Source organism: Streptomyces sp. NPDC012825, assembly GCF_042900925.1.
In the GTDB taxonomy this organism is placed as follows: domain Bacteria; phylum Actinomycetota; class Actinomycetes; order Streptomycetales; family Streptomycetaceae; genus Streptomyces.
This window is the reverse complement of sequence record NZ_JBIBBZ010000034.1, coordinates 1-22698: the sequence shown is the minus strand read 5'-3', so window position 1 is coordinate 22698 and position 22698 is coordinate 1. Positions and strand designations below refer to the sequence as shown.

The window sequence follows — 22698 nt, the reverse complement described above, 5'->3', positions numbered from 1 at the left end:
GGTCGGTCAGCCGATTCCGGGGATGAGAGAGAGGAGCAGGTCGATGAGCTTGATGCCGACGAACGGGGCCACCAGGCCGCCGAGTCCGTAGACCGCGAGGTTGCGACGGAGCATCACGTCGGCGCTGGAAGGCCGGTAGCGCACGCCCTTGAGGGCCAGCGGCACGAGGGCGGCGATGATCAGCGCGTTGAAGATGACGGCTGAGAGGATCGCGGACTCGGGTGAGGCCAGTCCCATGATGTTGAGCTTGTCCAGGCTCGGGTAGGCGACCGCGAACATGGCGGGGATGATCGCGAAGTACTTCGCGACGTCGTTGGCGATCGAGAAGGTAGTCAGCGCTCCGCGGGTGATGAGGAGCTGCTTGCCGATCGCGACGATCTCGATGAGCTTGGTCGGATTGGAGTCGAGGTCGACCATGTTGCCGGCCTCCTTCGCGGCCGACGTGCCCGTGTTCATCGCCACGCCGACGTCCGCCTGCGCGAGGGCGGGGGCGTCGTTGGTGCCGTCGCCGGTCATCGCGACCAGCTTCCCGCCCGTCTGCTCCCGTTTGATGAGGGCCATCTTGTCCTCGGGGGTGGCCTCGGCGAGGAAGTCGTCCACGCCCGCCTCCTCGGCGATGGCCTTCGCGGTCAGCGGGTTGTCACCGGTGATCATGACCGTCTTGATGCCCATGTGGCGCAGCTCGTCGAACCGTTCCCGCATGCCCTCCTTGACCACGTCTTTCAGGTGGATCACCCCCAGGACGCGCGCGCCCTCACCGTCTTCCACAGCTACAAGGAGCGGCGTGCCGCCGGCTTCGGCGATCCGGTCCGTGAGAACGTGCGCGTCCTCGGTGGCGTGTCCGCCCCGCTCCTTCACCCAGGCCACGACCGCACCGGTCGCGCCCTTGCGCACCTTGCGGCCGTCCACGTCCACGCCCGACATGCGGGTCCGGGCGGTGAAGGCGATCCACTCGGCGTGAGTGAGTTCGCCCTGGTGGCGTTCGCGCAGACCGTACGCCTCCTTGGCGAAGACGACGATCGAACGGCCCTCGGGCGTCTCGTCGGCGAGGGAGGAGAGCTGGGCGGCGTCGGCGAGTTCCTCGGCGGTCGTCCCGCGTACAGGCAGGAACTCGGCGGCCTGGCGGTTGCCGAGGGTGATCGTGCCCGTCTTGTCGAGCAGCAGGGTGCTGACGTCGCCCGCCGCCTCGACCGCGCGCCCCGACATCGCGAGGACGTTCCGCTGGACCAGCCGGTCCATGCCCGCGATGCCGATCGCGGAGAGCAGCGCGCCGATCGTCGTCGGAATCAGACAGACGAGCAGGGCCGTCAGGACGATCAGGGAGGTCTGCGCGTCGGCGCCCGCGTACACCGCGAACGGCTTGAGACTCACCACGGCGAGCAGGAAGACGATCGTCAGGGAGGCGAGGAGGATGTTGAGGGCGATCTCGTTCGGCGTCTTCTGTCGCGCCGCGCCCTCGACCAGGCTGATCATGCGGTCGATGAACGTCTCGCCGGGCTTCGTCGTGATCTTCACGACGATGCGGTCGGACAGCACCTTCGTACCACCCGTGACCGCACATCGGTCGCCTCCGGACTCGCGGATGACCGGGGCCGACTCTCCGGTGATCGCCGACTCGTCGACGCTCGCGACGCCCTCGACGACGTCGCCGTCGCCCGGGATCACATCGCCCACCTCGCAGACCACCAGGTCGCCGACGCGCAGGTCGGTGCCGGGTACCTGCTCCTCACCCGTCTTGGTGACGCGGCGGGCGACGGTGTCGGTCTTGGCCTTGCGCAGGGTGTCGGCCTGGGCCTTGCCCCGGCCCTCGGCGACCGCTTCCGCCAGGTTGGCGAAGACCGTGGTCAGCCAGAGCCAGGCGGTGATCGCCCAACCGAACCAGTCCGTGGGGTCCATGACCGCCAGGACGGTGGTCACCAGAGAGCCGACCAGGACCACGAACATGACCGGTGACTTGATCATCACGCGCGGGTCGAGCTTGCGCAGCGCGTCGGGCAGGGAGGCGGCCAACTGTCGAGGGTCGAAGAGGCCGGCGCCGACCTTGCCCGGCGTCGGCCGGTGACCGGTGGGGTCGTCGTGCTGGGGGGCTGCTGTGGGTGGGGTCATGGTGGACATGGCGTCCTGCTGCTTCTTCGCGTCGATGGTCATGCCGCGAGCCCTTCGGTGAGCGGGCCAAGGGCCAGGGCCGGGAAATAGGTGAGACCGGCGATGATCATGATGGTGCCGACCAGGAGACCGGTGAACAGCGGTTTCTCCGTGCGCAGGGTGCCCGCCGTCTTCGGGACCGGCTGCTGCTCGGCGAGCGAGCCGGCCAGGGCGAGGACGAACACCATCGGCAGGAAGCGGCCTAGGAGCATCGCGATGCCGATGGTGGCGTTGAACCACTGCGTGTCGGCGTTGAGGCCCGCGAAGGCGGAACCGTTGTTGTTGGCGCCGGAGGTGAAGGCGTAGAGGATCTCGGAGAAGCCGTGCGCGCCGGAGTTCGTCATCGAGTTCGACGGAGTGTCCAGGACGAATGAAGCCGCCGTGAAGCAGAGCACGAGCGCCGGGGTGACCAGGATGTAGCAGGCGGCGAACTTGATCTCGCGGGTGCCGATCTTCTTGCCCAGGTACTCCGGGGTCCGGCCCACCATAAGGCCCGCGATGAACACGGCGATGATCGCCATGATCAGCATGCCGTAGAGGCCGGAGCCGACACCGCCGGGCGCGATCTCGCCGAGCTGCATGCCAAGCATGGTGATGCCGCCGCCGAAACCGGTGTAGGAGGAGTGGAAGGAGTTGACGGCGCCGGTCGACGTCAGCGTCGTGGCCACCGCGAACAGCGACGAGCCGGCGGTCCCGAACCGGGTCTCCTTGCCCTCCATCGCCCCGCCGGCCAGCTCGAACGCCGGGCCCCTGCCCGCGAATTCGGTCCACATCATCAGAGCGGTGAAGCCGAGCCAGATGACGGCCATCGTGCCCAGGATCGCGTATCCCTGCTCGAGGGAGCCGACCATGCGGCCGAAGGTGCGGGTCAGCGCGAAGGGGATGAGCAGGATCAGATAGATCTCGAAGAGGTTGGAGAGCCCGTTGGGGTTCTCGAAGGGGTGGGCGGAGTTGGCGTTGAAGTAGCCGCCGCCGTTGGTGCCCAGCTCCTTGATGACCTCCTGGGAGGCGACCGCGCCGCCGTTCCACTGCTGGACGCCGCCCCCGAACTGCTCGACCTCGTGGATGCCGGAGAAGTTCTGGATCGCGCCGCACGCCACCAGGACGAGCGCGCCGACCACGGAGATCGGCAGCAGGATCCGGACCGTGCCCCGGACCAGGTCGGCCCAGAAGTTGCCCAGCTCACCGGTGCGGGAGCGGGCGAAGCCGCGCACCAGGGCGACGGCCACCGCCATGCCGACGGCCGCCGACACGAAGTTCTGCACCGCGAGGCCGCCGGTCTGCACGACGTGGCCCATGGCCTGCTCGCCGTAGTACGACTGCCAGTTGGTGTTGGCCACGAAGGACGCGGCCGTATTGAACGCCTGGTCCGGGTCGATCGACACGAAGCCGAGCGAACCGGGCAGCGACCCCTGCACCCGCTGGAGCAGGTACAGGAACAGCACGCCCACCGCGGAGAAGGCGAGCACCGCACGCAGATAGGCGGGCCAGCGCATCCCCACCGACGGGTTCGCGCCGATCGCCCGGTAGATCCACCTCTCGGGCCGGTAGTGCTTCTCCGAGGCGTACACCCTCGCCATGTGGTCGCCCAGCGGCCGGTGGGACAGGCCGAGGGTGACGACCAGCGCCAGAAGCTGGAGCACGCCGGCAAGAACAGGACTCATCTCTTGACTCAGAACCTCTCCGGCTTGAGGAGGGCGAGGACGAGATAGCCAAGGAGGGCGGCGGCGACGAGCAGACCGACGACGTTCTCGACAGTCACAGCTTCGCCACCCCCTTGGCGATGAACGCCACCAGCGCGAAAAGCGCGACCGTAGCGACGACGAAGGCCAGATCGGCCATCGTGAGCTCCCGATGAAGAAGGAAAGCGGATTCTCGGACGAGATGAGGAAACATCTTTTTCAGCCGCTCACTGCCTTCATTGACGCCCCCCTTACGTCCTGGACGCCCCTTTTGACGCGTCCTCTACGCGGAGCCGCCTCCCACGGGACCCGGGAACCGTCAGAGAGCCGCCCGGACGGAGTCCTATCCCTTCTCGGGATTCACGGTCCTCTGGACTCGGAGGTCTCGCGGCCCGGCCTCTCCGCCCGCTCGGCGTCTCTGTGGGACCACAGACTCGTGGTGGCCCTTCCCGTACAGCCGCCGGGACCGGTACGGACTAGCCGACGGACGTCTCGGCCACGTCCTGGACCACCTGCTCGCCGCCGTCGGGGCGGGCCGCGACGCCTGGCGGGGCAAGGACTGCTGTGGGCCCGGCACGCTTCGGCCCCGGTGTCGGCGGACACCTCCCACAACCGACGCGCGCGGCTGCCACCCGAGGGGGCTCCTGCTGCTCCTGAGCGTGCGAAACCGGCCACGGCCGTACCTCCCGGCATCCGCGCCCCGTCCGTGTCCGTGTCCACGGGACGGCCCTCGCTCCGGCACGCCCGGATCCCGTGCCAGGCCGGGCACGCGGTCCGTACGGCCTCAGGATTCGCCGCGTACGGGAGTGGAGTGACCGGGGCGGGGCCTTCCGCACGGGGCGGGGAGACCACCGTGGTCAGTCCGCCCCCCCGGGGGGGTGTCCTCCGGGGTGAGCGTGCCGCCCGTCCCCTCGGTCAGCCCGCGGGCCAATGCCAGGCCGAGCCCGACGCCAGTGGTGTTGTCGGTGTCGCCGAGCCGCTGGAACGGCTCGAAAACGCGGTCGCGGACGGCCTTCGGCAGGCCGGTTCCGCGGTCGACGACGCGCAGTTCGGACCGGCCGGACAGCGCGCTGACACCGACGAGGAGCGGCCGTCCGGGCAGGGAGTGGCAAACCACGTCGGCAACGGGATGGGCGACGACCCTTTCCAGCAGGGGCGGGTCGACGAGCACGAGCGGTGCCTCCTCCGTTTCCTGCGCGATCCCCCGGCTCCCCGCCTCCGGGAGCCCGCCCAGGGCAGTGGGAAGGACCTCGTCCCAGGCGGTGGGGCGGAGGGTGAAGGTCAGGGCCCCGGCATGGAGGCGGCTCATGACGAGCAGGTCCTCGACGAGCCGACTGAGCCGGGCCATGGACGCGTCGGCGGTGGCGAGCAGCTCGTCGCGTTCCGCGGCGGTGAAGTCCACATCGGGGCTGCGCAGCGAGGCGACGGCGGCCCAACCGGCCGCGAGGGGGTTCCGCAGATCGTGACCGACGGCGGCGAGGAGGGCGGTCCGCGTCCGCTCGGCCACCTTCACCGGTTCCGCCCCGGTCGCCGCCTCGACGAGACGGGCGCGCTCGACCGTCGCGGTGACGTGAGCGGCGAAGGCGGCGAGGAGGCGGTGTTCGGCGGCGTGCAGCACGCACCTCCGCAGAACGAGGAAGGCGTCGTCGCCGACGGCGACCTGGCTGGCGTGGGGGTCGTCCACGGGACGGCCGGCCAGTTCCACGGAGCCCGCACCGAAGGTCTCCAGCATACGGGCGAGGAGCGCCGGAACGGGGTGTTCGCCTCGGGCGGCAGACCCGGTGAGCGCCGAGAGAGTTCCCGCCTCGGCGGCGGCGCGGCGCGCCAGCCGCAGCGACCGGTCGACGACCACTGCGCCGACTCCCGCGACCAGGACGAACGCGCCGAGGACGAGCATGTCGTCGATGTCGTGGGAGGAGAACGTCCCGACGGACGGCAGGAACCGGCGGTCGAGCAGAAGGAACGCCGTGACCACGGCGACGAGAGCGGAGACGAAGCCTCCGATGCGTGCCGCCCCGACCACAGTCACCAAGAGGAGCAGGGCCTCGCCGCTCGGGGTCAGGGTTCCCCGGGCCCGGTCGAGCAACAGGGGCAGCAGCGCCGGAAGGACGATCCCGGCCACCGGACCCGCGAGACGCCGGGACAGCGACAGGGTCGGGGCCGCGCGGGCGCTCCGTGCCCTCGCCCGGCCCGCTCGTGCGTCAGCATGCGCACGTCGATGTCTCCGGAGGATGTGACGTCCGTCTCACCGACGCCGCGTCCGGCGAAGACATCGGGTCTTCCTGGGCGCCGAGGGGCCGACCGGGATCCGAGCACCCGTCCGGTACTACCGCCCCCGACGCCCGGAGCCGGTCAGAACTTCTCCGGGTTGATCAGCGCAGCCACCAGGTAGCCGACGATGCCGAGGGCGACGATGAGACCGATCACGTTCTCGATGGTCACGTACGATCAACTCCCTTTGGAGGAAGGCGGACGCCGGGATGCGGTCGTCCTCCCCTCCATCGAAACGGGAGCGGAGCGGCCGCTCATCCACTTTGACGCTGCCCTGCCGTGTGGACCGTGAACGCTGATGAAGCCTTGACAGGTCTCGTACGGGCGGATCACACGATCGGACGAGTCCGGCCGGCGAAGGCGGATTCCGGGGGTACGGGGCGGGGCTCGTCACGGACATGTCCGGTACGCGCCGGGTCTGCGGTCACCTCCCGTCCCCACAGGCCAGAACATCCTCGCGTCGTATGGGTCTCGTCAAAGCCTGCGCTTCACCGCCGACAGCAAGGCTCCGGGCGGCTGGATTCGTCTTCGGCAGCTCACCGGCCCGAGGACGTCAGTGGTTCGACCGTCCCGGGCCGTACAGGGGCGGGGGTCGTCTTGCCGTCCGGCACCCGCGTGCCGTGGACCCGAGGGGTCGCGGTAAGCAGTGCGTGGCCCCTCACCGCCGGAGGTTTCCCGTGATCCCGCACCCGGCCCACCAGCCGTCGGCTCCCGCGCGGGCCTTCCGCTCCGGAGCACCCGGCATCGCGGCACTGACCGAGCACGTCCTGGCCACCGGTCACGGCACCTGGTGGGCCGACCGCGCCGCGTCCCCCCGTGCCGTCGCGGTGACATGCGGCTCCCACGCCCTCCTGGCGGGCGATCCGACCGCGCTCGCCGGCCGACCTCTCCCCCTTGGCCGGTCGGCGTATGGCGGCTCCGGACCGGTTCCTGCCCGTCTTGGGCGCGGTCTTCGACCTGCTGCTTCCCTGGCACCGCATGCTGTACGTCCACCGTGTGGCCGGTGTGCCGGCGCGGGGTGGTCGTCCGGCGCCTGCCTGAGTGCCCAGGACGGGCCGGCGCTCGCCGCCGCCCCGGGCCCCGGGCCCCGGCCGGATCGATTCCACCTGGGACGGTCCTGCGGCACTCGCACGGTCCGGACGCGGCTGGGCCGCCTTCGGCAGGAACGAGGTGCCGGCGGTGGCCCGTACCCGGTTCGTCGGAAGCCGGTACGAGGAGGTGGTCTGCGCCACCGGCCCCCGAGAGCGGCGGCAACACCTGGGCTCGGCCTGCCTCGCCGGGCTGACCGCTGACATCACCGCCCAGGGGCACACCGCCACCCGGAGCTGCTCGCGCGGCGACCGTGCGAGCCGTCTTCTCGCCTGGACCGGTGGTTTCCGGCTGGTCCGCGAGTACATGGACCACACGACCGGTTCCCTCCCCGTCAGCGGCGCGTCAAATCTGTCCGCCACCGCGTAAACAATGCGTAGCCCCAGCCGGTTCCTCCGTCCCGAACGTCTAGCGTCAGCGCCATGCAGCCCCCGCTTCCCGCTCCCCGACCCGTACCCGGCCCCGTCGACGACGTACTGCACGACACGGGCTGGGCGGGCGAAGCGTGTTCCGCCCCAGCGTGCGCGGGATCACTGCTCGGGATGTCGCTGGGCGTCGACGCCTGCGTGCACGAACCGACCCTGCTCGGCACGGCGGGGTGGATCGTCCTGGCCGCGCTCCTGTTGGTGGTCCTGCTGCCCGCACGGGTGGGAGTCGCACAGGGCCTGCTCGTGGTCCAGGGACCGTGGCTCACCAGGGCGGTCCGCATCGACCGGCTGACCTCGGTCTCCTGGCCGGAGGGCACCTCCCGGCGTCTGATCCTGCGGGACGACGAGGGATCGCGGGCCGAGGTCGACCTCCGGGTCCTCCTTGCCAACCCGGAGTTGTGGTTGCGGATCGAGATGGGCGCCCACGCCTCCCGGCGGCGCGGCACCCTGACCCACGGCACCGCCGACCTCGCCCGCCTCTCCTTCCGTGTTGACGCGGAGACGGCGCGCTGCGTCTTCAAGGTCTCCGGCCTGCAATAGCCCTTCCGTGGCGTCCAGCACGAGCGCGGCGAGGACGGCCGGGTCCTTCGCCACGAACCGGGCCTCCTCCGGCCCCGGCACCAATCCGGGCACGGGTGTCAACACGAAGCACCCGTGGCACCGTCCACGCGCGACGACCCACAGGACGTCGACGACGTCGTCAGCCGAAGCGACGGAAGCCGGGGGGCGGGGGCGGCTCGGAAGAAGGCGTCTTGTGCTGGGCCGCCTCGGCCGTGTTCTCCGTGTGGGTGCCGGACATCGCCCACCCGCGGGCCTCGGTGCCTGTCGGGAAGAGGACCTGTGTCTGCTGCATTCAGCTTTCTGTCGTGTCCTTGGGTGGTGTGGGTCGGCCGGACCGGCGGCATCGCCAGTGACCACCCAGGGTGCTTTCGTTGGGTGTACCGGCCGGACCGGTCACGGGTCAGCCGCCGACGTGGATGCCGGGGCGGCGGTCGGGGTCGGGTTCGTGCCGGCGGATGATCTCGCGGGTGACGGGGGCGGTGTCACCGCGGCCGAGGAGGAAGTAGCGGAACATGTGCTTCAGGGGGCTTCCCTCGGCCCAGGCGAAGTAGCAGTGGGGTTTGACGCCGGTGGTGTCGCGCAGGGCGAGGAGGATCGCGGCGATGGCGTTGGGGGCCGCCGGGGCCTGGGCGCGCAGGATCCGGTGCCCGTCCACCTCGACGCCGTGGACGGTGAGGACCTCGCTGAAGTCGGAGGGGTCGACCACGTCGATCTCCAGGAACAGGACGTCGGCCCGGCCCGGGACCGGGTTGGTGCCGCGCTGTTCGCGTTCCTTGTCGCGGTACTCGGCGCCGTCGCCGGCCTGGCGGCGGTTGGCGATGATGTTGATGGCGTCGTCGTGGGCCAGGGTGTCGGTGAGGAAGTGGCGGGCGTTTTCGTCGAAGACGAGGCGGTCGGCGCGCAGTTCGGTGGTGCGCGAGACGCGGGAGATCAGTGAGACGGCGACGATGCCGGCGATGAAGAAGCCGGAGATGGTGATGCCGTCGGGCTTGTCGACGATGTTGTAGACCAGCGCGTACAGCAGGACCAGGGTGAGGAGCGCGAAACCGGCGGCGACCGCCCGGCGGCCGGAGCGTGCCACGGAGACGGTGACGGCGAAGGCGCCGGAGACCATCATGGCCAGGATGCCGGTGGCGTACGCGCCGGCCTGGGCGTCGACGTCGGCGTCGAAGGCGATGGTGATGAGGACGCACAGGGCGGTGTAGACGAGCACCACGGGGCGTACCGCGCGCCCCCATTCGGGGGCCATGCCGTAGCCGGGGAGGTAGCGGGGGACGATGTTGATCAGTCCGGCCATGGCCGAGGCGCCGGCGAACCACAGGATGAGGATGGTGCTGATGTCGTAGACGGTGCCGAACGCCTCCCCGACGTGCTCGTGCGCGAGCCAGGCCAGGGCCCGGCCGTTCGCCGCGCCGCCGGGCTCGAACTCCTCGTGGGGGATGAGGACGGTGGTGACGAAGCTGGAGGCCAGCAGATAGACGCTCATGATCAGCGCGGCGGTGGTCAGCAGCAGACGGGTATTACGGATACGCGAGCGCAGCCGCTGCTCGTCGTCGGCGCCGTCGGCCGCCACCAGAGGCATCATGCTCACCCCGGTCTCGAAGCCGGACAGGCCGAGCACGAGCAGCGGGAAGGCGAGGAGCGCCGGGCCCATCAGGTCACCGAATCCGCCTCCACCCTCGACGAGCGCGTCGGTCCAAGCAGAGAACGCGCCCGGCGTGGTGATGACGTGGGCCAGGCCGACGGCGATGACGACGGCGTTGAGCACCAGGAAGATCGCGACCAGCGGAATGGCGACACTGACGGCCTCGCTGAAGCCGAGCAGGAACACCCCGCCGAGCACCAGCAGCAAGGCCACCGTAAGAGCCACTTCGTGACCGTGCAGGGCCTCGGGGAAGAAGGGGTTCTCCACGACGTGCACCGACGCGTCCGCCGTCGACAGAGTGATCGTGATGATCCACGAGGTGGCCACGAAACCGAGCAGGATCAGCACGAACAGCTTGCCCCACCAAAAGGGCAGCAGGTCCTCCAGCATGGCCACGGACCCGGCGCCGTGCGGACTCTCCTTGGCCACCCGCCGGTACATCGGCAGCATGCCCAGCAGTGTCAACGCCACGATCAGCAGGGTCGCCAGGGGCGAGACCGCCCCCGCGGCCAGAGCGGCAATGGCCGGTACGTAGGCGAGACTGGAGAAGTAATCGACCCCGGTCAGGCACATCACCTTCCACCAGGCGTGCGGCTCGCCGTGCCCCTCCCCTGCCGCCGGTCCCACGGGCTGTACCCGGTGGCGCAGCATCCACCGCGCCAGGCGCCCGGTCGGCTCCGGTCGCAGCGCGGGGCTGTCCACCACCTCGGGCACGACCGGACCGCTCGCGTCCCTCATATTTCTCATCGACCTTCCTCGCTCCCAACCCACATGCTCATCACCCGCCGCTCTCACGACGAGACGATCACCGAGTATGCGGCCTCCCGGCAACACACCTCGTCTGCCCTGAACACGCCGGTGATGCTTCGTGCGAGGGCACCGAGAAGCGCCCGGAGACGGTTCACCGCCGTGGAGGAACGGGAGTCGGTAGCACCATGACATGTTCGGAACTCTTCGTTCCGGTGCCTGCCAGGTCTTACCTGCCGGGATCATCCTGCCGCCTCAAGAGCAAGGCATCCGGCCAGGCACTTCCTTGATCGAAATCATTAACGTGCAGCTTCGACTGCACTGTTGCACAGGCAGGGGTTACGGGCGCCGGATCAGATCGATCAAGATCGCGGCGATGAACAACCACACGCCGACCCCTATCACCCACAGGGACCCCATCGCGCCTCCCAACGCGATCAGGCACACACCAGCCACAGCCAGCACATACGCGACCCGCCGAGCACGGCGATCGGACCCCCAGAAATCAGTCACACCGGAAGCCTCCCGCCACCCCTCCTCCATAGCCTGCGGCAAGACGATTCCTATCGCTTTCTTAACGCCTGTATGCAGCCGCGCAGCATCGGCTCGGCACCATCCACCCAGCGGATACAGGCCGACATCCCGGCGCGGTTTTGTAGAGCTTTCGGCTCTGCCCGTAGGCTGTGGCGGTCCGAGGAGCTGCGCGGGGCCTGGCTCGCGGAACTCCGGACGGTGCTGTTGAAGACCTCGTCCGAGGAGAACCTGAAGCGCACGCTGGTGTTCCACTGGGTGATCAACGAGGCCGAGGCGTTCACGGCCGGCCTGCCTGGCGTCGGTGACGAGATAGTGCATGACGCTTGAGGCGGCAGCCCTCAGGAGGAGGGCGTTGGGGCCGGTTTCGTCGGTGTGGCCGGCGTCGCCGGGATGGTGTACACGTGCTCGGGGCTGACCACCTTGGTGACCGCCTCCGCCACCACGGTGCTCGGTTCCTCCCCGTCCGGGGCTGCGTCATCGGTGTTGAGCACCACTACCATGGTGGCCTGTGCCTCGGGCAGATAGACCGTCACCGACTCGTAGCCGGGCAGTGAGCCGTTGTGCCCGATCCACCCTTCGGTGAGGAAGATGCCCATGCCGTAGCCGATGCCGGGAGCGAACGTGCTGCGTGGCACGAGCCGATCGGCCTGCGTGTTCGGTTCCAGCAGGGTGCCGGTGGCTACTGTGCGGGCCCAGGAGCGCAGGTCGCGGACAGTGGAGATCATGGCGCCGGCCGCCCATGCCCAGGACGGGTCCCAATCGGTTGCGATCTCCTGCGCCGATCCGGCGCTTTGGTCGGTGTAGCCCTGGGCGTGCGGCTGCGGGAACTCCGCCCCGGTCGGCAGGAAGGTGTCCGGCAACCCGGCCGGCCCGGTGATGTTCTCCCGCAGGAAGTCCTTCAGCGGCTGCCCGGAGACCTCCTCCACCACCAGCCCCAGCAGGATCAGGTTGGTGTTGCTGTACTCAAAGCGTGCGTCGGGCTGGAAGTTCACCGGGTGCCGGAAGGAGTAGTCCAGGAGCTGCTGTGGGGTCAGCGGCTGCCGGGGATTTCCCAGAAGCTGCTTCTGGAAGGCTGAATCCTCGCTGTAATTGAACAGCCCGCTGCGCATGTCGGCCAGGTCCCGCAGGGTAATCTTCCTGCCGTTCGGTACCCCGTCGACATACTTCCCGATCGAATCGTCAAGCTTCAGCTTGCCCCGGTCGACCAGTTGCAGTATCGCCGTCACCGTGAAGGTCTTGGTCTCGCTACCCATCCGAGTGTTGAAGTCCGTTCGCATCGGCGCCCCGGTGGCCTTGTCGGCGACGCCGTAGGCGCGCACGTACTCGCCCTTGCCCGGCGCCGCCAGGGACACGATCGCTCCTGGCACCCCAGCCTCCTTCAGGGCCCTGCGGACTACCGCGTCCACTTGAGTACGCACCTGCGGCGTCAGCGTGCGGAACGCCTCGCCAGACGACGGTGAAGGCTGCGCCTCGGAAGGGAGCGCGGCCGCGAAGACGCCCGGTGGGCCCTGTGCCGCATATGCCGCACCGGTCGAGGCCGGCAGCGCAAGCGCTACTACCAGGGCCGCGCCGACGCGCACGTCACGTCGACGGAAGAACGAACCGCTCATGGAAAGCCTCCCTCAAGAGAGGATTAGCTTCTGAAAAGTCTAGGTTCATCACGCTTCATCCGCATGGTCGAACGGACCCGTGGTCGCTCTGATCAACATCCCTACTGCGACGAGCGGGTGATATTGGTTTGGGACGGGCTGTCGGCCCACTGGAGCCGGGACATGCGGGTTTGAGTCGACGAACAGGACTGGCCGGCCCTGGAGCGGTTCCCCGTCCACACAGCCGAACTCGACCCGGTGGAGCTGCTGTGCTCGCCAACCTTGCCGGCGACCACCTCTTACCGTGCTGGTAACCGCGGCGGGCTCCAGCGCCGGCGCCGCGCTGCTCGACCGGGTCGCCCTCGGCCATCCCCGCATCCGCAAGGTGTGGGTCGACGGCAGCTACCGGCAACACCTCGTGGAGCATGCCGCCACCCTCGGCATCGACATGGAGATCGCCGCTCGTAAGCCCGGAACCAGGGGCTTCACTCCCATCCCGAAACGGTGGGCAGTCGAGCGAACCTACGGCTGGCTCATGCTCAACCGCCGCCTGGCCCGCGACTACGAAAACCTGCCCACCTGCTCCGAAGCCATGATCCACCTCGCCATGACCAGTCTCATGGCTCGCCGCCTCACGAGCGAGAACACCATCTCCCGGCGTGACCTGAAAAGCCCGCAGACCACCTGATCTTGGGATGAAACATTGGGCGAAAACGACCTCTGAGAGGACTTCATTCCCTGATGGCCGACGATCTGCCGCCACTCCATACCCCGGCGCCGGGCCTCGATGACGACCTGCGCCTCCAGCCGGTCCAACGCCGTCCGCATGTCGTCGAACAGGGCCAGGGCTGCAGCCGCATCAGCGTCCGACACCCCCCGCTCCCCCGCGCCGTCGCCCTGACCGGCGTCGGCCAGCAGTCTGCCGAGCAGGGCAGCATCCCGCTGCAAAGCACCCGCAGGCACACCGTCACCCGGCGGAAGGCCAGCCAGGTCGGTATGCGGTTCAATCCCCAAGTCGTACAACATGACACCCGCCCTACCCCTGAAGGCAACGGGACAACATTCCATTGTTTCATTGGCGCATAGGGAGAGTTCTCCCCCCTCACGTGCCACTGCCCGGCGCAGCACCGTCTCCCAGCACGGCCAGTCACCGGTGACGTCCCTCCGCCCAGGACTCCCCCGACGTCCGGGCCGGCGGATAGAGGGCCTGCACATCGATGTGCGAGGTGAGAACACGGTGGTCGCAGTGGCGCAGCAAATGCGCCACGTCTGCGGGCAGCCCGGCGTGATGCGCCATCGTCACGTCTGTGCCGCAGGTGCGGTGCAGTGCAGTGCCACCAGATCGGCCCGGACGCCCCATCCGATGCGGTGCGCCCGCAGGACGGTTGACCGGCGTACGGCTGCGGCCTTGAGAGCGGCGTGTGCTGAGCGCTCCTGTGCGAAGGCAGTGCCGCGGGCGGCGCAGGAGGGGGCTCGCAAGGGTCGGCCGTCGGCCACTGCGTGCAGGATGTCGTGCCACAGCAGCCGGTCTCCCCCGCCGACGGTGGGGTGAACAACGACCCGCCCTGCCGCCGGATCGTGCGCGGCCAGCACCGTATGCGTGAAGCGCACGTCATCCGCGCTGTCCACGACCACGGTGAAGGGCGGACGGCCCGTCGTGCGCAGCGCCTTGCGAGGCGGGCATCACCGGGAGGTGGCCGGACCGCACGCAAGCACGTCCACGGCGATCTCGCCGAGCGCGTTGATCGGATCCAGCAGCCCCACCCTGGTCCGCCCCCTTCTCGCATTCCCTCGGTGCTCCTGCTCACGGGCGATACGCCGCGGACCGGGGCGTCAGCCGGAGCCCCCCAGCCGGCTGAACGCCCACCGCAGCACCTCCCGGTCCACCCGTGGCCGGCCTGTGTGGGCCAGCGCCAGGCGGACATGGGCCGTGAGGCGGGCCCAGTCACGGAAGTTGCCGTGCGCGGCATGCCGGTCGGCGAAGGGGATGTCGGCCGGGTCGGCGCCGGCCCACACCGGGTGGAACAGCGGGATCGTCTCACCGACCTCTCTGGGGGTGAGACGGGTGAAGTGCTGCCAGATGAAGATGCGGGAGGAGAGCATCGGTTCGCGGCGCAGCACGTGTGGCAGCCCTCGCCGCCGACGAAGATGATCGCGAGCCGGGTGGAGGGTTCATCCCACAAGTAGCGGAAGCACTCGAACGCCTCCCCGGTGAGCCACTGGGCCTCGTCGACGAGGAAGGTACGGGGGCGTTCGGCCAGGGCGGTCTTGAGCAGGCGGTCGAATTCGCTGGGGTGGCGCGGCGGCTCGCCGGCCAGGTCGAGCGCGGTGAACAGCTCGTAGCGCACCGCTCGGGCGGTGGGCCGGGCCCGGAAGGTGATCTTTCGGACGTCCTCGCCGGGTTCGAGTTCACGCAAGCAGGTGTTGACGGCGAGGGTCTTGCCGAAGCCGGCGCCGCCGTGGATACACGTCATCGCGCGGGCGGCGATCGTATCGCCGATGTTCTCCCGCGCGGTGAGCAGGGCGCGGGTGGTGACCGCGGAGGCGTCGGGAAGGTCGACGTACTGGTAGGTGGCCGCGGTCACGAGGCGTCTCCGTCTTCTACGGTGGTGGAAGGTGCGCCCCGCCCGTCCGGGGCGTCAGGGTAAGAAAGGCCGCCCTGGCCGGGTGTAGACGCATTGCGCTGGTCGGGGCCAGTCAGCGCGGCCAGGGAAGCCGGGGTGCGCCAGTCGGCCGGGGGCGCGGCGGGCGGGATGAGGTCCGGCAGCGCCGGTTCCGAGGCGTCGGTGTGCTCGGCGGCCCCAGTGCCCGTACCAGAGCCCGGCCGGCCGGCCCAGCCCGGTGCGGCAGCGCCCCCGACTGCAGCCCGAGCGCTTCACACAGCGAGGCCCGCAGCTGCGGCAGACCGGGCGCCACGCCGGCCACCGCCCGCCACACCGGCACCCGGCCGGGCAGCAGACGCAACGCCTGCTCGACGGCGACCGTCTTGCCCAGGCCCGTGTCCCCGTACACGCAGCACATCCCGCGCGCCGCGACCGTATGTCCCACAGCCTCCACCACGGCGGCCACCTGCCGGGTCGACACCAGACGCGCTCCGGGCACGTACAACCGCACACCGCCGCCCCGCACCCCCGCATCCGCGGCACTACCCTCCGGGACAGGCCCGTCGGCGGGCGGGCCGTCGACGACAAGCGGACCACCCTGCCCGTCCACCAGCCCCAGATCCGCCAGCGCCCGGTCATACCGGCTCGGCTCCAGCCCCACCCGGGCCCCGGCCGGACGCGCCACTTCAAGAACCCGGCCCGCTCCCAGATCCCGCTTGATCACGCGGTGCGGTGTCGGCAGCGAGGGCACACACTCCGCACCCCACTGCTCCAAGGCCCCCTCTTCCTGGGCCCGGAGCATCCTGCGGCGCAACTCCGCGACGTTCCCGCCCGGCTGCGCGAGGATCTCCCACAAAGCGTCACTCAGCGAAAACCCGTCCTGCCGCGGCCGCGCCTCAACATGCCCTCGGCGCCCATCGGCCAGTCACCGCCACACCGTCCGCTCCGACACCCCCGCCAGCTCCGCCGCGATCCGCACATGCAACCGCGACAGCGTCCCCTCCCCATCCACCGCAAGAAGCCGCCGTACCACCACACCCCGCGCCAACGACACACCCTCCATCGGCCCAGCCCCAGCCGACCCCGCCCCGCCCTCGGCCACACCCGCCGCCCCGTGAACCGTCATACAGGCCAGCCCGCCCCACCCCGCCCGCCCGCCCGCCCGCACACAGGAACAGCCAAAGCCATGACAGCCAGCAACCAACCTGCTAGCCACCCCACAACAGCCGCTTGGTCACCCCATGACAGCGACTACGATCCCGCCCCACACCCACTACCAGGACATCAACACCGCAATCCCGCTGACGCCCACCCACTCACATAGGTCCCCCATATGATCCGGCTCCGGCTCTCCGGAGCACGCACGGAGAGCCGGGGGCGGCGAAACCAGAGCGACCGGTCGACGCCGCGCGCACCGACATGGGTCGGGGCGGCCAGGAAATTCTGGCCGCCCCGACGTTCGTCGTCCGCTTCCTACGTCAGCATCATCGTTCTCCGACATTGCCGACGTCTGATGCGGTTCAGTCGCGATACTCCTCGTCCGGTGTTTCGGACAGCGTCTTCGGGATCTGCTCGATCATCCAGTCCTGACCGCCGTCCGTCAGTCCGTGGCGCGTGTGACCGCGGAAGGGATCATCGTGGGTGAGAAGTTCGTGCATCGCCTGGGCGGCACTGTCCAGTTCCACGACGCAGTCGCCGGCTCCCAGATCGTCCAGCTCCCGGGTGACGTGCGCGAACCACTGCTCCCGGTCCGTCACGACGAAGTCCCAGCGGCCCGTGATGCTGATGCGCTCGGCGTCTGCGGATGCCGCGCCGTCACCGGACCCGTCCTCCTCCGTTTCCTCGACCTGGTCCTCGTCCTCGAACAGGTCGGAGAACGGGCTTCCCCACCCCGATGAGTCGAAGGTCGCGTCGGAGTAACGCGCCGCGGCGACGCGCACCCGCTCGATGACGTCGACAGCCTTCTGAGGTGCCACTTCCCGCTCGGCCATCACCTTGGCGTGTTCGGTCAAGGCGGTCACGAGTTCATTCAGCGCGGCAGGGATGCTCATGTACCGTTTCCTTTTTCTCCGGCGTTCCGGCCGTTTCGCCCGTCACCAGTTGTAGTGGCGGGTGTGCGAGATCTGCCCGCGCCTGTTGAAGTAGTCCACGTGGACGTGATTGCCCGAGGAGCAGACTCCACGGTAGCGGCAGCGGCCGCCCATCCGGGCGTCGCGTCGGGCGGCTGCTATCGCCTGCGCCTTCGACTTGAACTTCGTCGGCGTACGCAGATCCTTCCAACCCCGCTTCTTGGGAATCCGGCGAGCGCAGTTGTGGACGAGGGAAGGCTGCCCGTCGGCGACCACGTAGTAGGTGTGGGTGCCGGCGACGGTCAGGTTGAAGACGGTGCGGACCGCCTGCGTGCGGTGGGTGGCCGTGACCTCGGGGGCGGTGCCGTTCGGGTTCGACAAGCGTGAGCCCGGGGTCAGCCGCACCGCGTCGACCCATCCGCGGCCCTGGACGAAGAAGGGGTGGTTGGCGGTCGCGGTGATCTCCCGCGACCGGCCGTCGCCGTCCGCGTCCACGGACAGAGTGACCAGGTCCTTGGTGCCGTGACCGACGATCACGTCGGAGACCGGGGAGACCCTGGCCTCGCCGGTGATCTCGTCCACGGCCCGGACCAGGTCGCCGACCTTTACCTGGCCGATCGGCTTGGTACTGCCGTCGGCCATGACGACCGGTGTCTCGGGCAGGAAGGAGTTTCGGCGACAGCTGCGGGCGATGGTGCGTGCGGCACGCAGGGCGCGGTAGCCACGGTAGGCGCGGTAGCCCCAGGCGGCGGCACCGAGACCGGGGATGAATCCGGCCGCGGTGAGCGCGATGTCCCACTTGTTGCGCCAGGCCCAGCGCTTGGCTTTCTTGAAGAACTTCTTCCAGCCCCACTTGCCGTCCAGGTCGAAGCAGTTGACCGGGTCGGCCGAGCAGTACTCGTAGGCGTTGGCGTTGCCTCCCTGCTGGGGGTCGGTGGACAGGAAGCGGCCGGTGGCGGGGTTGTACTGGCGTACGCCCATGAGGGTGTAGCCGGCCACCGTCTCGGTGGAGCGCTGCTTTCCGCCCAGCCAGCCGTAGCGCACGGGCTGCTGCTTGTCGCGCGGGTTTCCGTACTCGTCGGTGTCGAGGACGACGGGTGCCTCGCCCGCGTTGAGCGGAAGCTGAAGCGCCACGTCACCGTGGATGTCGGTGAACTGGAGCACCGTGTCACCGGTGGCGCTGGTCACCGCGCCGAGATTCCCGGAGAGGGCGTCGACGTTGCGGGTCAGGGCCCCGGTGGCGGTGTTCTCGACGATCCAGCGCGGATTGTCGTTGTCGCCGTCGTAGTGGTTGAGCTTGTTCTCGGTCGGCGACCAGGTTCCGCCGCTGTTGCTCTCCACCGTCCAGCCGCGGAAGCGCAGCGCGGCGTCGAGGGTCCACGTCTGTCGCTTGGTGCCGCTGGTCTGCTGGTGGGCGAGATCGTTGGCGTAGTAGCCGACGTTCACGCCACCCGGCAGGGTGGTGGTGCGGCCGAACGCGTCGTAGACATAGCCCGCGTCGATGATGCGGTCGGCGCTGTCGAACGTCGAGGTCTTGCTGGTTCCTCCGGTGGTGGGGCAGTCCGTGCCGGGCGTCGAAGCGGCCGTGGTCAGGGACGTGCGGTTGGCGTGCTTGTCGAACCCGTAGGTGCGCCGGGTGCAGACCGTCTCCACCGTGTCGTCGACCTGGACGAGCCGGCCGACGGCGTCGTAGCGGTAGGTCTGGTCCGACCACCCGGCGTGGCTCGTCGTCTGCCCCTGCGCGGACTCGGTGACCGCGTCGGACATCACCACGGTGCCGTCGCTGTCACGGATGTAGGTGCGTTCGACCGGAGTGCCGGTGGTGTCCTCGGTCTGGGTGAGGGTGTACCCGCCGGGCAGCTTCTCCGTGGCGACCGAGCCGTCCGCGTCGTACGTCGCCTGGAAGACACCCGCGATCGAGTCCGTCGTCTTCGTGGCCAGGCCACGTGGCTCTGCGGTGTGGTCGTAGGTGAAGGTGACCGCGGAGGGGACGGTGTCGCCGACCTTGACCGGACGGTCCAGCAGGTCGTATTCGGTAGTGGTCCTGCCGCCGTCGGCGTCCGTGTACGAAGCGAGCCGGCCGAGCTTGTCGTAGACCTGTGTGATGGTGCCGCCGGTCGGCGACGTCGTACGGGTCTCCTGCCCGGTGGCCGGGTCGTACTCGGTGGTGGTTTCCGGGACGGCCTGCCCGCTGCCGCCGGTGACCTTCACCGTGACGGGTCGGCCCGCAGCGTCGTACGTGGTGGTCGAGGTCCGGGTGACGCCGTTGGCGGTGTCGGCGCCGACCGTGGCGTTGCCCCACCAGTCGTACTGGGTGGTGGTGGTCGGCAGCTGCGCCGGGTTGCTGCCACCACCGGTGATGGCGCCTCCCGGGCCGGTGGAGCACACCAGGTCGGCCCACTCCGGGCGGCCGTTGCAGGTGCCGGTGCCGGTGGCCGACCAGTAGGTGGTCACCACGGTGCCCGCGTCGGCCCCTGTGCTGCCCGTGTTGTACGTCTTGGTGACGCGGCCCTGGGCGTCGTACTCGGTCGTGGTGGTGATCGCCAGCCCGGCCGGGTCCTGGACGGACTTCGTCGGAAGGCCCCTGGCCCAGTCGTACTGGGTCTCGGCGACACGCTTCTCGGCGTGGCTGCCGGGGTGCTCGCGGACCTGAGCGCCGGTGGTGACCCTGGTGACCTGGTCCTTGACCGCGGCGGTCCCATCGGTGGGACGGCCTGCGTCGTAGTCGTTGACGGTCCAGCTACGAGCCACGACCGAGGTGCCGGCCGTCACCAGGGTGGTGGTGCCCGACTTCAGGTCCGTAGTGAGGTCGACGCGCCGCAGCGGGCCGAACTCCTCCAGCTCCCGGGTGCCGTTGTCGTTGTAGACGGACTTGGTGGTGAGCAGGTCGGCGCGCTCGTAGGAGGCCGCGGAGGCGATGCCCAGCTCGGCCTGCATGGCACGATCCGTGGCACTCGTGCCGAGCGCCACGGCCCGGTTGGCCGCGGTCAGTTCACGGACGGTGTTGCCGAAGCGGTCGTACTCGGTGGTCGTGATGTGCCCACCGGGCGTGACGGCGTTCACCGCACGGCCCGAGGCGCCCATGTAGGTGACGTCCGCACGCTGGTAGGACGTGGCGGACAGGGCGCTGCCGGCGTTCGACGCCGGGGCGACGTCGGCGGGGAACACGGCGGTCGCATCGGTCGGCACGTCCGCCTGGCCCCACGCCTTCACATCGGCGGCGCCCATCTTGTAGGGGGCGGTGGCGCCGGTCAGCGGCACGTCGTAGACGACGCTGGTGGCGGCCGTTCCTTCGACCACGTCGAGGGTGCCCTGCCGCAGTGCGGGCCGCGCTGCCTTGAGCAGCATGCCGTCGCCGGCCGCGCTGCCGGCGCCGGCCTTGCCGTAGGTGAACGTCCACGGCAGCTGGCCGGACGGGGTGACCTGAGTGACGCGGCCCGCGATGTCGTAGCCGTACTGCGTCTTCAGGGCGGGGCTGATCAGGGGGTTCCACGTCTCGGTGAGCCGGCCCGCGTCGTCGTACCGGTAGGTCTGTACGGCCTTGGAAGTCGCCGAGGCGGCACCGGGCTCGGTCGACCACAGGCGGATCTCCTTCACCTGGCCGACGAAGTCGCCGAGCGTGGTGGCGTTGGCCGTGGTGGCGGTCGCGTAGACGAACTCCAGCGAGCGGCAGCCCTTGGTGGCGGGCGTCGCGGTGCAGGTCGCGGCGGACGCCGCCGAGGTGGGCGCGATGACGCGCTTGGGACGGGCCAGCGTCTTGCCGGCGACGTTCACCGTCTCGGAGACGACGGTCGTCGTGGTCTGTGCCATGCCGTCGAGCAGTGCGCTGGAGACCTGCCAGGTCGTCGAGGCCGGGTCCGGCTTGGTGAACTCGGTGACCGTGCCCTCGGTGTCGGAAAGGGTGAAGCTGCCGGTCACGCTCCCGGTGAGCGTCAGCTCCTCGGAGCCGGGCTCCGGCACCCAGCCGTTCTTGGCCGCGTTCGCGGTGAAGGAGGTCTCCTCACCCTCCAGATCCACCACGGCCACGGCCGTGTCCGAGATCCTCCGCAGGTGCGAGTAGTCGGAGTTGGTGGCTTCGGCGGCTGTGCCCGAGACCCACTCCTTGCCGAAGACGGCCGCTTGACCTGTCTGCTGCGCACCGGCGTCCGGCTTGCGGGAGGACGCGCTACGGGTCACCGACAGGTCGAAGTGCGTGGTGTCGGTGGTGGACAGGCTGTAGTCACCGGTGAGCAGGTTCAGCGAACCCGGACCGATCTCGTCCACCGCGGCGCCGGATGCGCTGCGGTCGACGACCACGGAGAGGGGCTGAGTGCTGCCGGTCGCGGAGTTGGGGCCCGTGAAGTCGGCCTTGATCTGGACGGTGCCGTCGGGATCGACCGTATCCGTGGCGTTCCACACCAGCGGACTGTTCCTGCCGCCGCTGAGAGGCACCGGCCAGGCGGTCAGCGCGGTGCCGCCGGAGGTGACCTGTCCGGCCGGGATCGTCACCCAGGGGTCGGCCTCGGAACGGCGCCAGGAGAAGGAGACCTTGTCGTACTTGGCGCCGTCGGCCTCAGCGACCAGCGGCAGGCGACGGGCGGTGCGCTCGCCCTCGCTCGGCTGGACGAACCCGCCAGGGCCGGCGTGGAAGGTGTACTCGACCGGCTCGGACTTGTTGTCGGCCTTGTCCACCTGCCGCACCTGGAGGCTGTGGGTGCCGTCCTTCGGCGGGGTGACGCTGATGGCCTTGGCGGCGGTGGAGCCGGCGGTGGCGACCTTGGTCCAGGTCACGCCGTCGAGGGACCACTCCAGCCAGTTGTGGTCGGTGCCGTTGGGGGTGACGGCGAAGGTGCCGGCCTGGCCCGCGCCCTTGACCCACGCGGTGGTCGGGTAGTCCGTCGAGGTGACGCTCGTGGGCGCGGACGGGTTGGTGGTGTCGACCGTGAAGGTCTTCCACGCCGACCAGCCCAGGTTGTAGTGGGTCCCGTCGTAGGGGTTGGTGCGGAACTTGTACGTCTTGCCGTTGGCGAGCACACCGGCCGGGACGGTCACGGAGGCGACCTGCCCGGAGGGTGCCCAGGGGGAGACGATGACGTTGCCGACCTGGGTGTTGGTGGCGTTGTCGAAGATCTGGAAGGTGCCGTTGACCTTGTCACCGTTGACGTCGACGAAGGTGTCGCGCAGCGTGGGGGTGAGGGTGTTGACGGTGTAGGCGCCGCCGTAGGAGAAGTACGGCGGACCCGCCTCCTGCTTGGTGCCCGTGCGCGGCCGGTAGTTGTAGGTGACCGTCAGCTTGGGGACGTTGGAGGCGGCGTTGGCGGAGTTGACCCGCTTCCACTCCTTGGTGTCGTTCTCG

General features: G+C 69.6%; 18 protein-coding genes and 2 pseudogenes. 5 read left to right on the top strand and 15 right to left on the bottom strand.

Annotated elements, in window-relative coordinates; all coding sequences use genetic code 11:
* Positions 1–6: 6 nt before the first annotated feature.
* The 6 genes from kdpB to kdpF (ACFY7E_RS32165) form a co-directional block, all read right to left on the bottom strand.
* Positions 7–2115 carry a potassium-transporting ATPase subunit KdpB gene (gene kdpB / locus ACFY7E_RS32190; protein WP_389491242.1) on the bottom strand — a complete coding sequence of 703 codons (2109 nt, stop codon included), beginning with the start codon at positions 2113–2115 and terminating at the stop codon, positions 7–9.
* 29 nt (positions 2116–2144) lie between these two features.
* Positions 2145–3809: a potassium-transporting ATPase subunit KdpA gene (gene kdpA / locus ACFY7E_RS32185; RefSeq protein ID WP_389491231.1), complete on the bottom strand. Its 1665-nt coding sequence runs from the start codon at positions 3807–3809 to the stop codon at positions 2145–2147.
* An 8-nt stretch (positions 3810–3817) separates the two neighbouring features.
* Entirely contained in the window at positions 3818–3907 is a 90-nt protein-coding gene (kdpF, locus tag ACFY7E_RS32180) for a K(+)-transporting ATPase subunit F (RefSeq protein WP_063885358.1), read from the bottom strand.
* The gene (locus ACFY7E_RS32175; RefSeq protein WP_389491228.1) at positions 3904–4041 is read right to left on the bottom strand and encodes a hypothetical protein; all 138 of its coding nucleotides are present in this window, start codon (positions 4039–4041) and stop codon (positions 3904–3906) included. The genes kdpF (ACFY7E_RS32180) and ACFY7E_RS32175 overlap by 4 nt, the downstream gene beginning before the upstream one ends.
* 570 nt (positions 4042–4611) lie before the next feature.
* Entirely contained in the window at positions 4612–5949 is a 1338-nt protein-coding gene (locus tag ACFY7E_RS32170; RefSeq protein WP_389491226.1) for an ATP-binding protein, read from the bottom strand.
* Between the two features lie 230 nt (positions 5950–6179).
* On the bottom strand, positions 6180–6269 hold the full coding sequence (gene kdpF / locus ACFY7E_RS32165) for a K(+)-transporting ATPase subunit F (protein ID WP_389491224.1): 90 nt from the start codon (positions 6267–6269) through the stop codon (positions 6180–6182).
* Between the two features lie 870 nt (positions 6270–7139).
* On the opposite strand from kdpF (ACFY7E_RS32165), the gene ACFY7E_RS32160 reads away from it, so the two are divergent.
* On the top strand, positions 7140–7556 hold the full coding sequence (locus ACFY7E_RS32160) for a GNAT family N-acetyltransferase (protein WP_389491221.1): 417 nt from the start codon (positions 7140–7142) through the stop codon (positions 7554–7556).
* A 173-nt stretch (positions 7557–7729) separates the two neighbouring features.
* Positions 7730–8155: a hypothetical protein gene (locus tag ACFY7E_RS32155; protein ID WP_389491219.1), complete on the top strand. Its 426-nt coding sequence runs from the start codon at positions 7730–7732 to the stop codon at positions 8153–8155.
* Between the two features lie 160 nt (positions 8156–8315).
* Here ACFY7E_RS32155 and ACFY7E_RS32150 read toward each other — a convergent pair whose 3' ends face one another.
* Both ACFY7E_RS32150 and ACFY7E_RS32145 read right to left on the bottom strand, forming a co-directional pair.
* Entirely contained in the window at positions 8316–8468 is a 153-nt protein-coding gene (locus tag ACFY7E_RS32150) for a hypothetical protein (RefSeq protein ID WP_389491217.1), read from the bottom strand.
* 108 nt (positions 8469–8576) lie between these two features.
* Entirely contained in the window at positions 8577–10559 is a 1983-nt protein-coding gene (locus ACFY7E_RS32145; protein WP_389491239.1) for an amino acid transporter, read from the bottom strand.
* 594 nt (positions 10560–11153) lie between these two features.
* Here ACFY7E_RS32145 and ACFY7E_RS32140 point away from each other — a divergent pair.
* Positions 11154–11429: a hypothetical protein gene (locus ACFY7E_RS32140; protein ID WP_389491215.1), complete on the top strand. Its 276-nt coding sequence runs from the start codon at positions 11154–11156 to the stop codon at positions 11427–11429.
* 11 nt (positions 11430–11440) lie between these two features.
* Here the strand turns inward: ACFY7E_RS32140 and ACFY7E_RS32135 are convergent, their stop codons facing one another.
* Positions 11441–12712: a serine hydrolase domain-containing protein gene (locus tag ACFY7E_RS32135; RefSeq protein WP_389491213.1), complete on the bottom strand. Its 1272-nt coding sequence runs from the start codon at positions 12710–12712 to the stop codon at positions 11441–11443.
* Between the two features lie 277 nt (positions 12713–12989).
* On the opposite strand from ACFY7E_RS32135, the pseudogene ACFY7E_RS32130 reads away from it, so the two are divergent.
* Positions 12990–13379, top strand: a pseudogene (locus tag ACFY7E_RS32130) (transposase); the annotation flags it as partial.
* A gap of 53 nt (positions 13380–13432) precedes the next feature.
* Positions 13433–13777: a hypothetical protein gene (locus ACFY7E_RS32125; protein WP_389491211.1), complete on the top strand. Its 345-nt coding sequence runs from the start codon at positions 13433–13435 to the stop codon at positions 13775–13777.
* 213 nt (positions 13778–13990) lie between these two features.
* On the opposite strand, the gene ACFY7E_RS32120 is transcribed toward ACFY7E_RS32125, so the two are convergent.
* From ACFY7E_RS32120 to ACFY7E_RS32095, 6 genes and pseudogenes are all read right to left on the bottom strand, one after another.
* A complete protein-coding gene (locus ACFY7E_RS32120) occupies positions 13991–14320 on the bottom strand; it encodes a hypothetical protein (RefSeq protein WP_389491208.1) in 330 nt (109 codons plus the stop codon).
* Between the two features lie 204 nt (positions 14321–14524).
* Positions 14525–14812: a hypothetical protein gene (locus tag ACFY7E_RS32115; RefSeq protein ID WP_389491206.1), complete on the bottom strand. Its 288-nt coding sequence runs from the start codon at positions 14810–14812 to the stop codon at positions 14525–14527.
* Positions 14813–14874: 62 nt separating this feature from the next.
* Positions 14875–15165: pseudogene (locus tag ACFY7E_RS32110) on the bottom strand (AAA family ATPase); the annotation flags it as partial.
* A 223-nt stretch (positions 15166–15388) separates the two neighbouring features.
* Positions 15389–16150, bottom strand: a complete 762-nt coding sequence (locus ACFY7E_RS32105; RefSeq protein WP_389491204.1) for a hypothetical protein — start codon at positions 16148–16150, stop codon at positions 15389–15391.
* A 664-nt stretch (positions 16151–16814) separates the two neighbouring features.
* Positions 16815–17345, bottom strand: a complete 531-nt coding sequence (locus ACFY7E_RS32100) for a hypothetical protein (protein WP_389491202.1) — start codon at positions 17343–17345, stop codon at positions 16815–16817.
* A 42-nt stretch (positions 17346–17387) separates the two neighbouring features.
* The coding region (locus ACFY7E_RS32095) for a polymorphic toxin-type HINT domain-containing protein (protein ID WP_389491200.1) at positions 17388–22698 on the bottom strand (5311 nt) is incomplete at its 5' end.

Excerpts from the sequence above, each read along its gene's own strand:
- kdpB (WP_389491242.1), bottom strand. The coding sequence starts at position 2,115 with ATGTCCACCATGACCCCACCCACAGCAGCCCCCCAGCACGACGACCCC.
- kdpA (WP_389491231.1), bottom strand. The coding sequence starts at position 3,809 with ATGAGTCCTGTTCTTGCCGGCGTGCTCCAGCTTCTGGCGCTGGTCGTC.
- ACFY7E_RS32175 (WP_389491228.1), bottom strand. The coding sequence starts at position 4,041 with ATGTTTCCTCATCTCGTCCGAGAATCCGCTTTCCTTCTTCATCGGGAG.
- ACFY7E_RS32155 (WP_389491219.1), top strand. The coding sequence starts at position 7,730 with ATGTCGCTGGGCGTCGACGCCTGCGTGCACGAACCGACCCTGCTCGGC.
- ACFY7E_RS32150 (WP_389491217.1), bottom strand. The coding sequence starts at position 8,468 with ATGCAGCAGACACAGGTCCTCTTCCCGACAGGCACCGAGGCCCGCGGG.
- ACFY7E_RS32145 (WP_389491239.1), bottom strand. The coding sequence starts at position 10,559 with ATGAGGGACGCGAGCGGTCCGGTCGTGCCCGAGGTGGTGGACAGCCCC.
- ACFY7E_RS32140 (WP_389491215.1), top strand. The coding sequence starts at position 11,154 with ATGCAGCCGCGCAGCATCGGCTCGGCACCATCCACCCAGCGGATACAG.
- ACFY7E_RS32135 (WP_389491213.1), bottom strand. The coding sequence starts at position 12,712 with ATGAGCGGTTCGTTCTTCCGTCGACGTGACGTGCGCGTCGGCGCGGCC.
- ACFY7E_RS32125 (WP_389491211.1), top strand. The coding sequence starts at position 13,433 with ATGGCCGACGATCTGCCGCCACTCCATACCCCGGCGCCGGGCCTCGAT.
- ACFY7E_RS32100 (WP_389491202.1), bottom strand. The coding sequence starts at position 17,345 with ATGAGCATCCCTGCCGCGCTGAATGAACTCGTGACCGCCTTGACCGAA.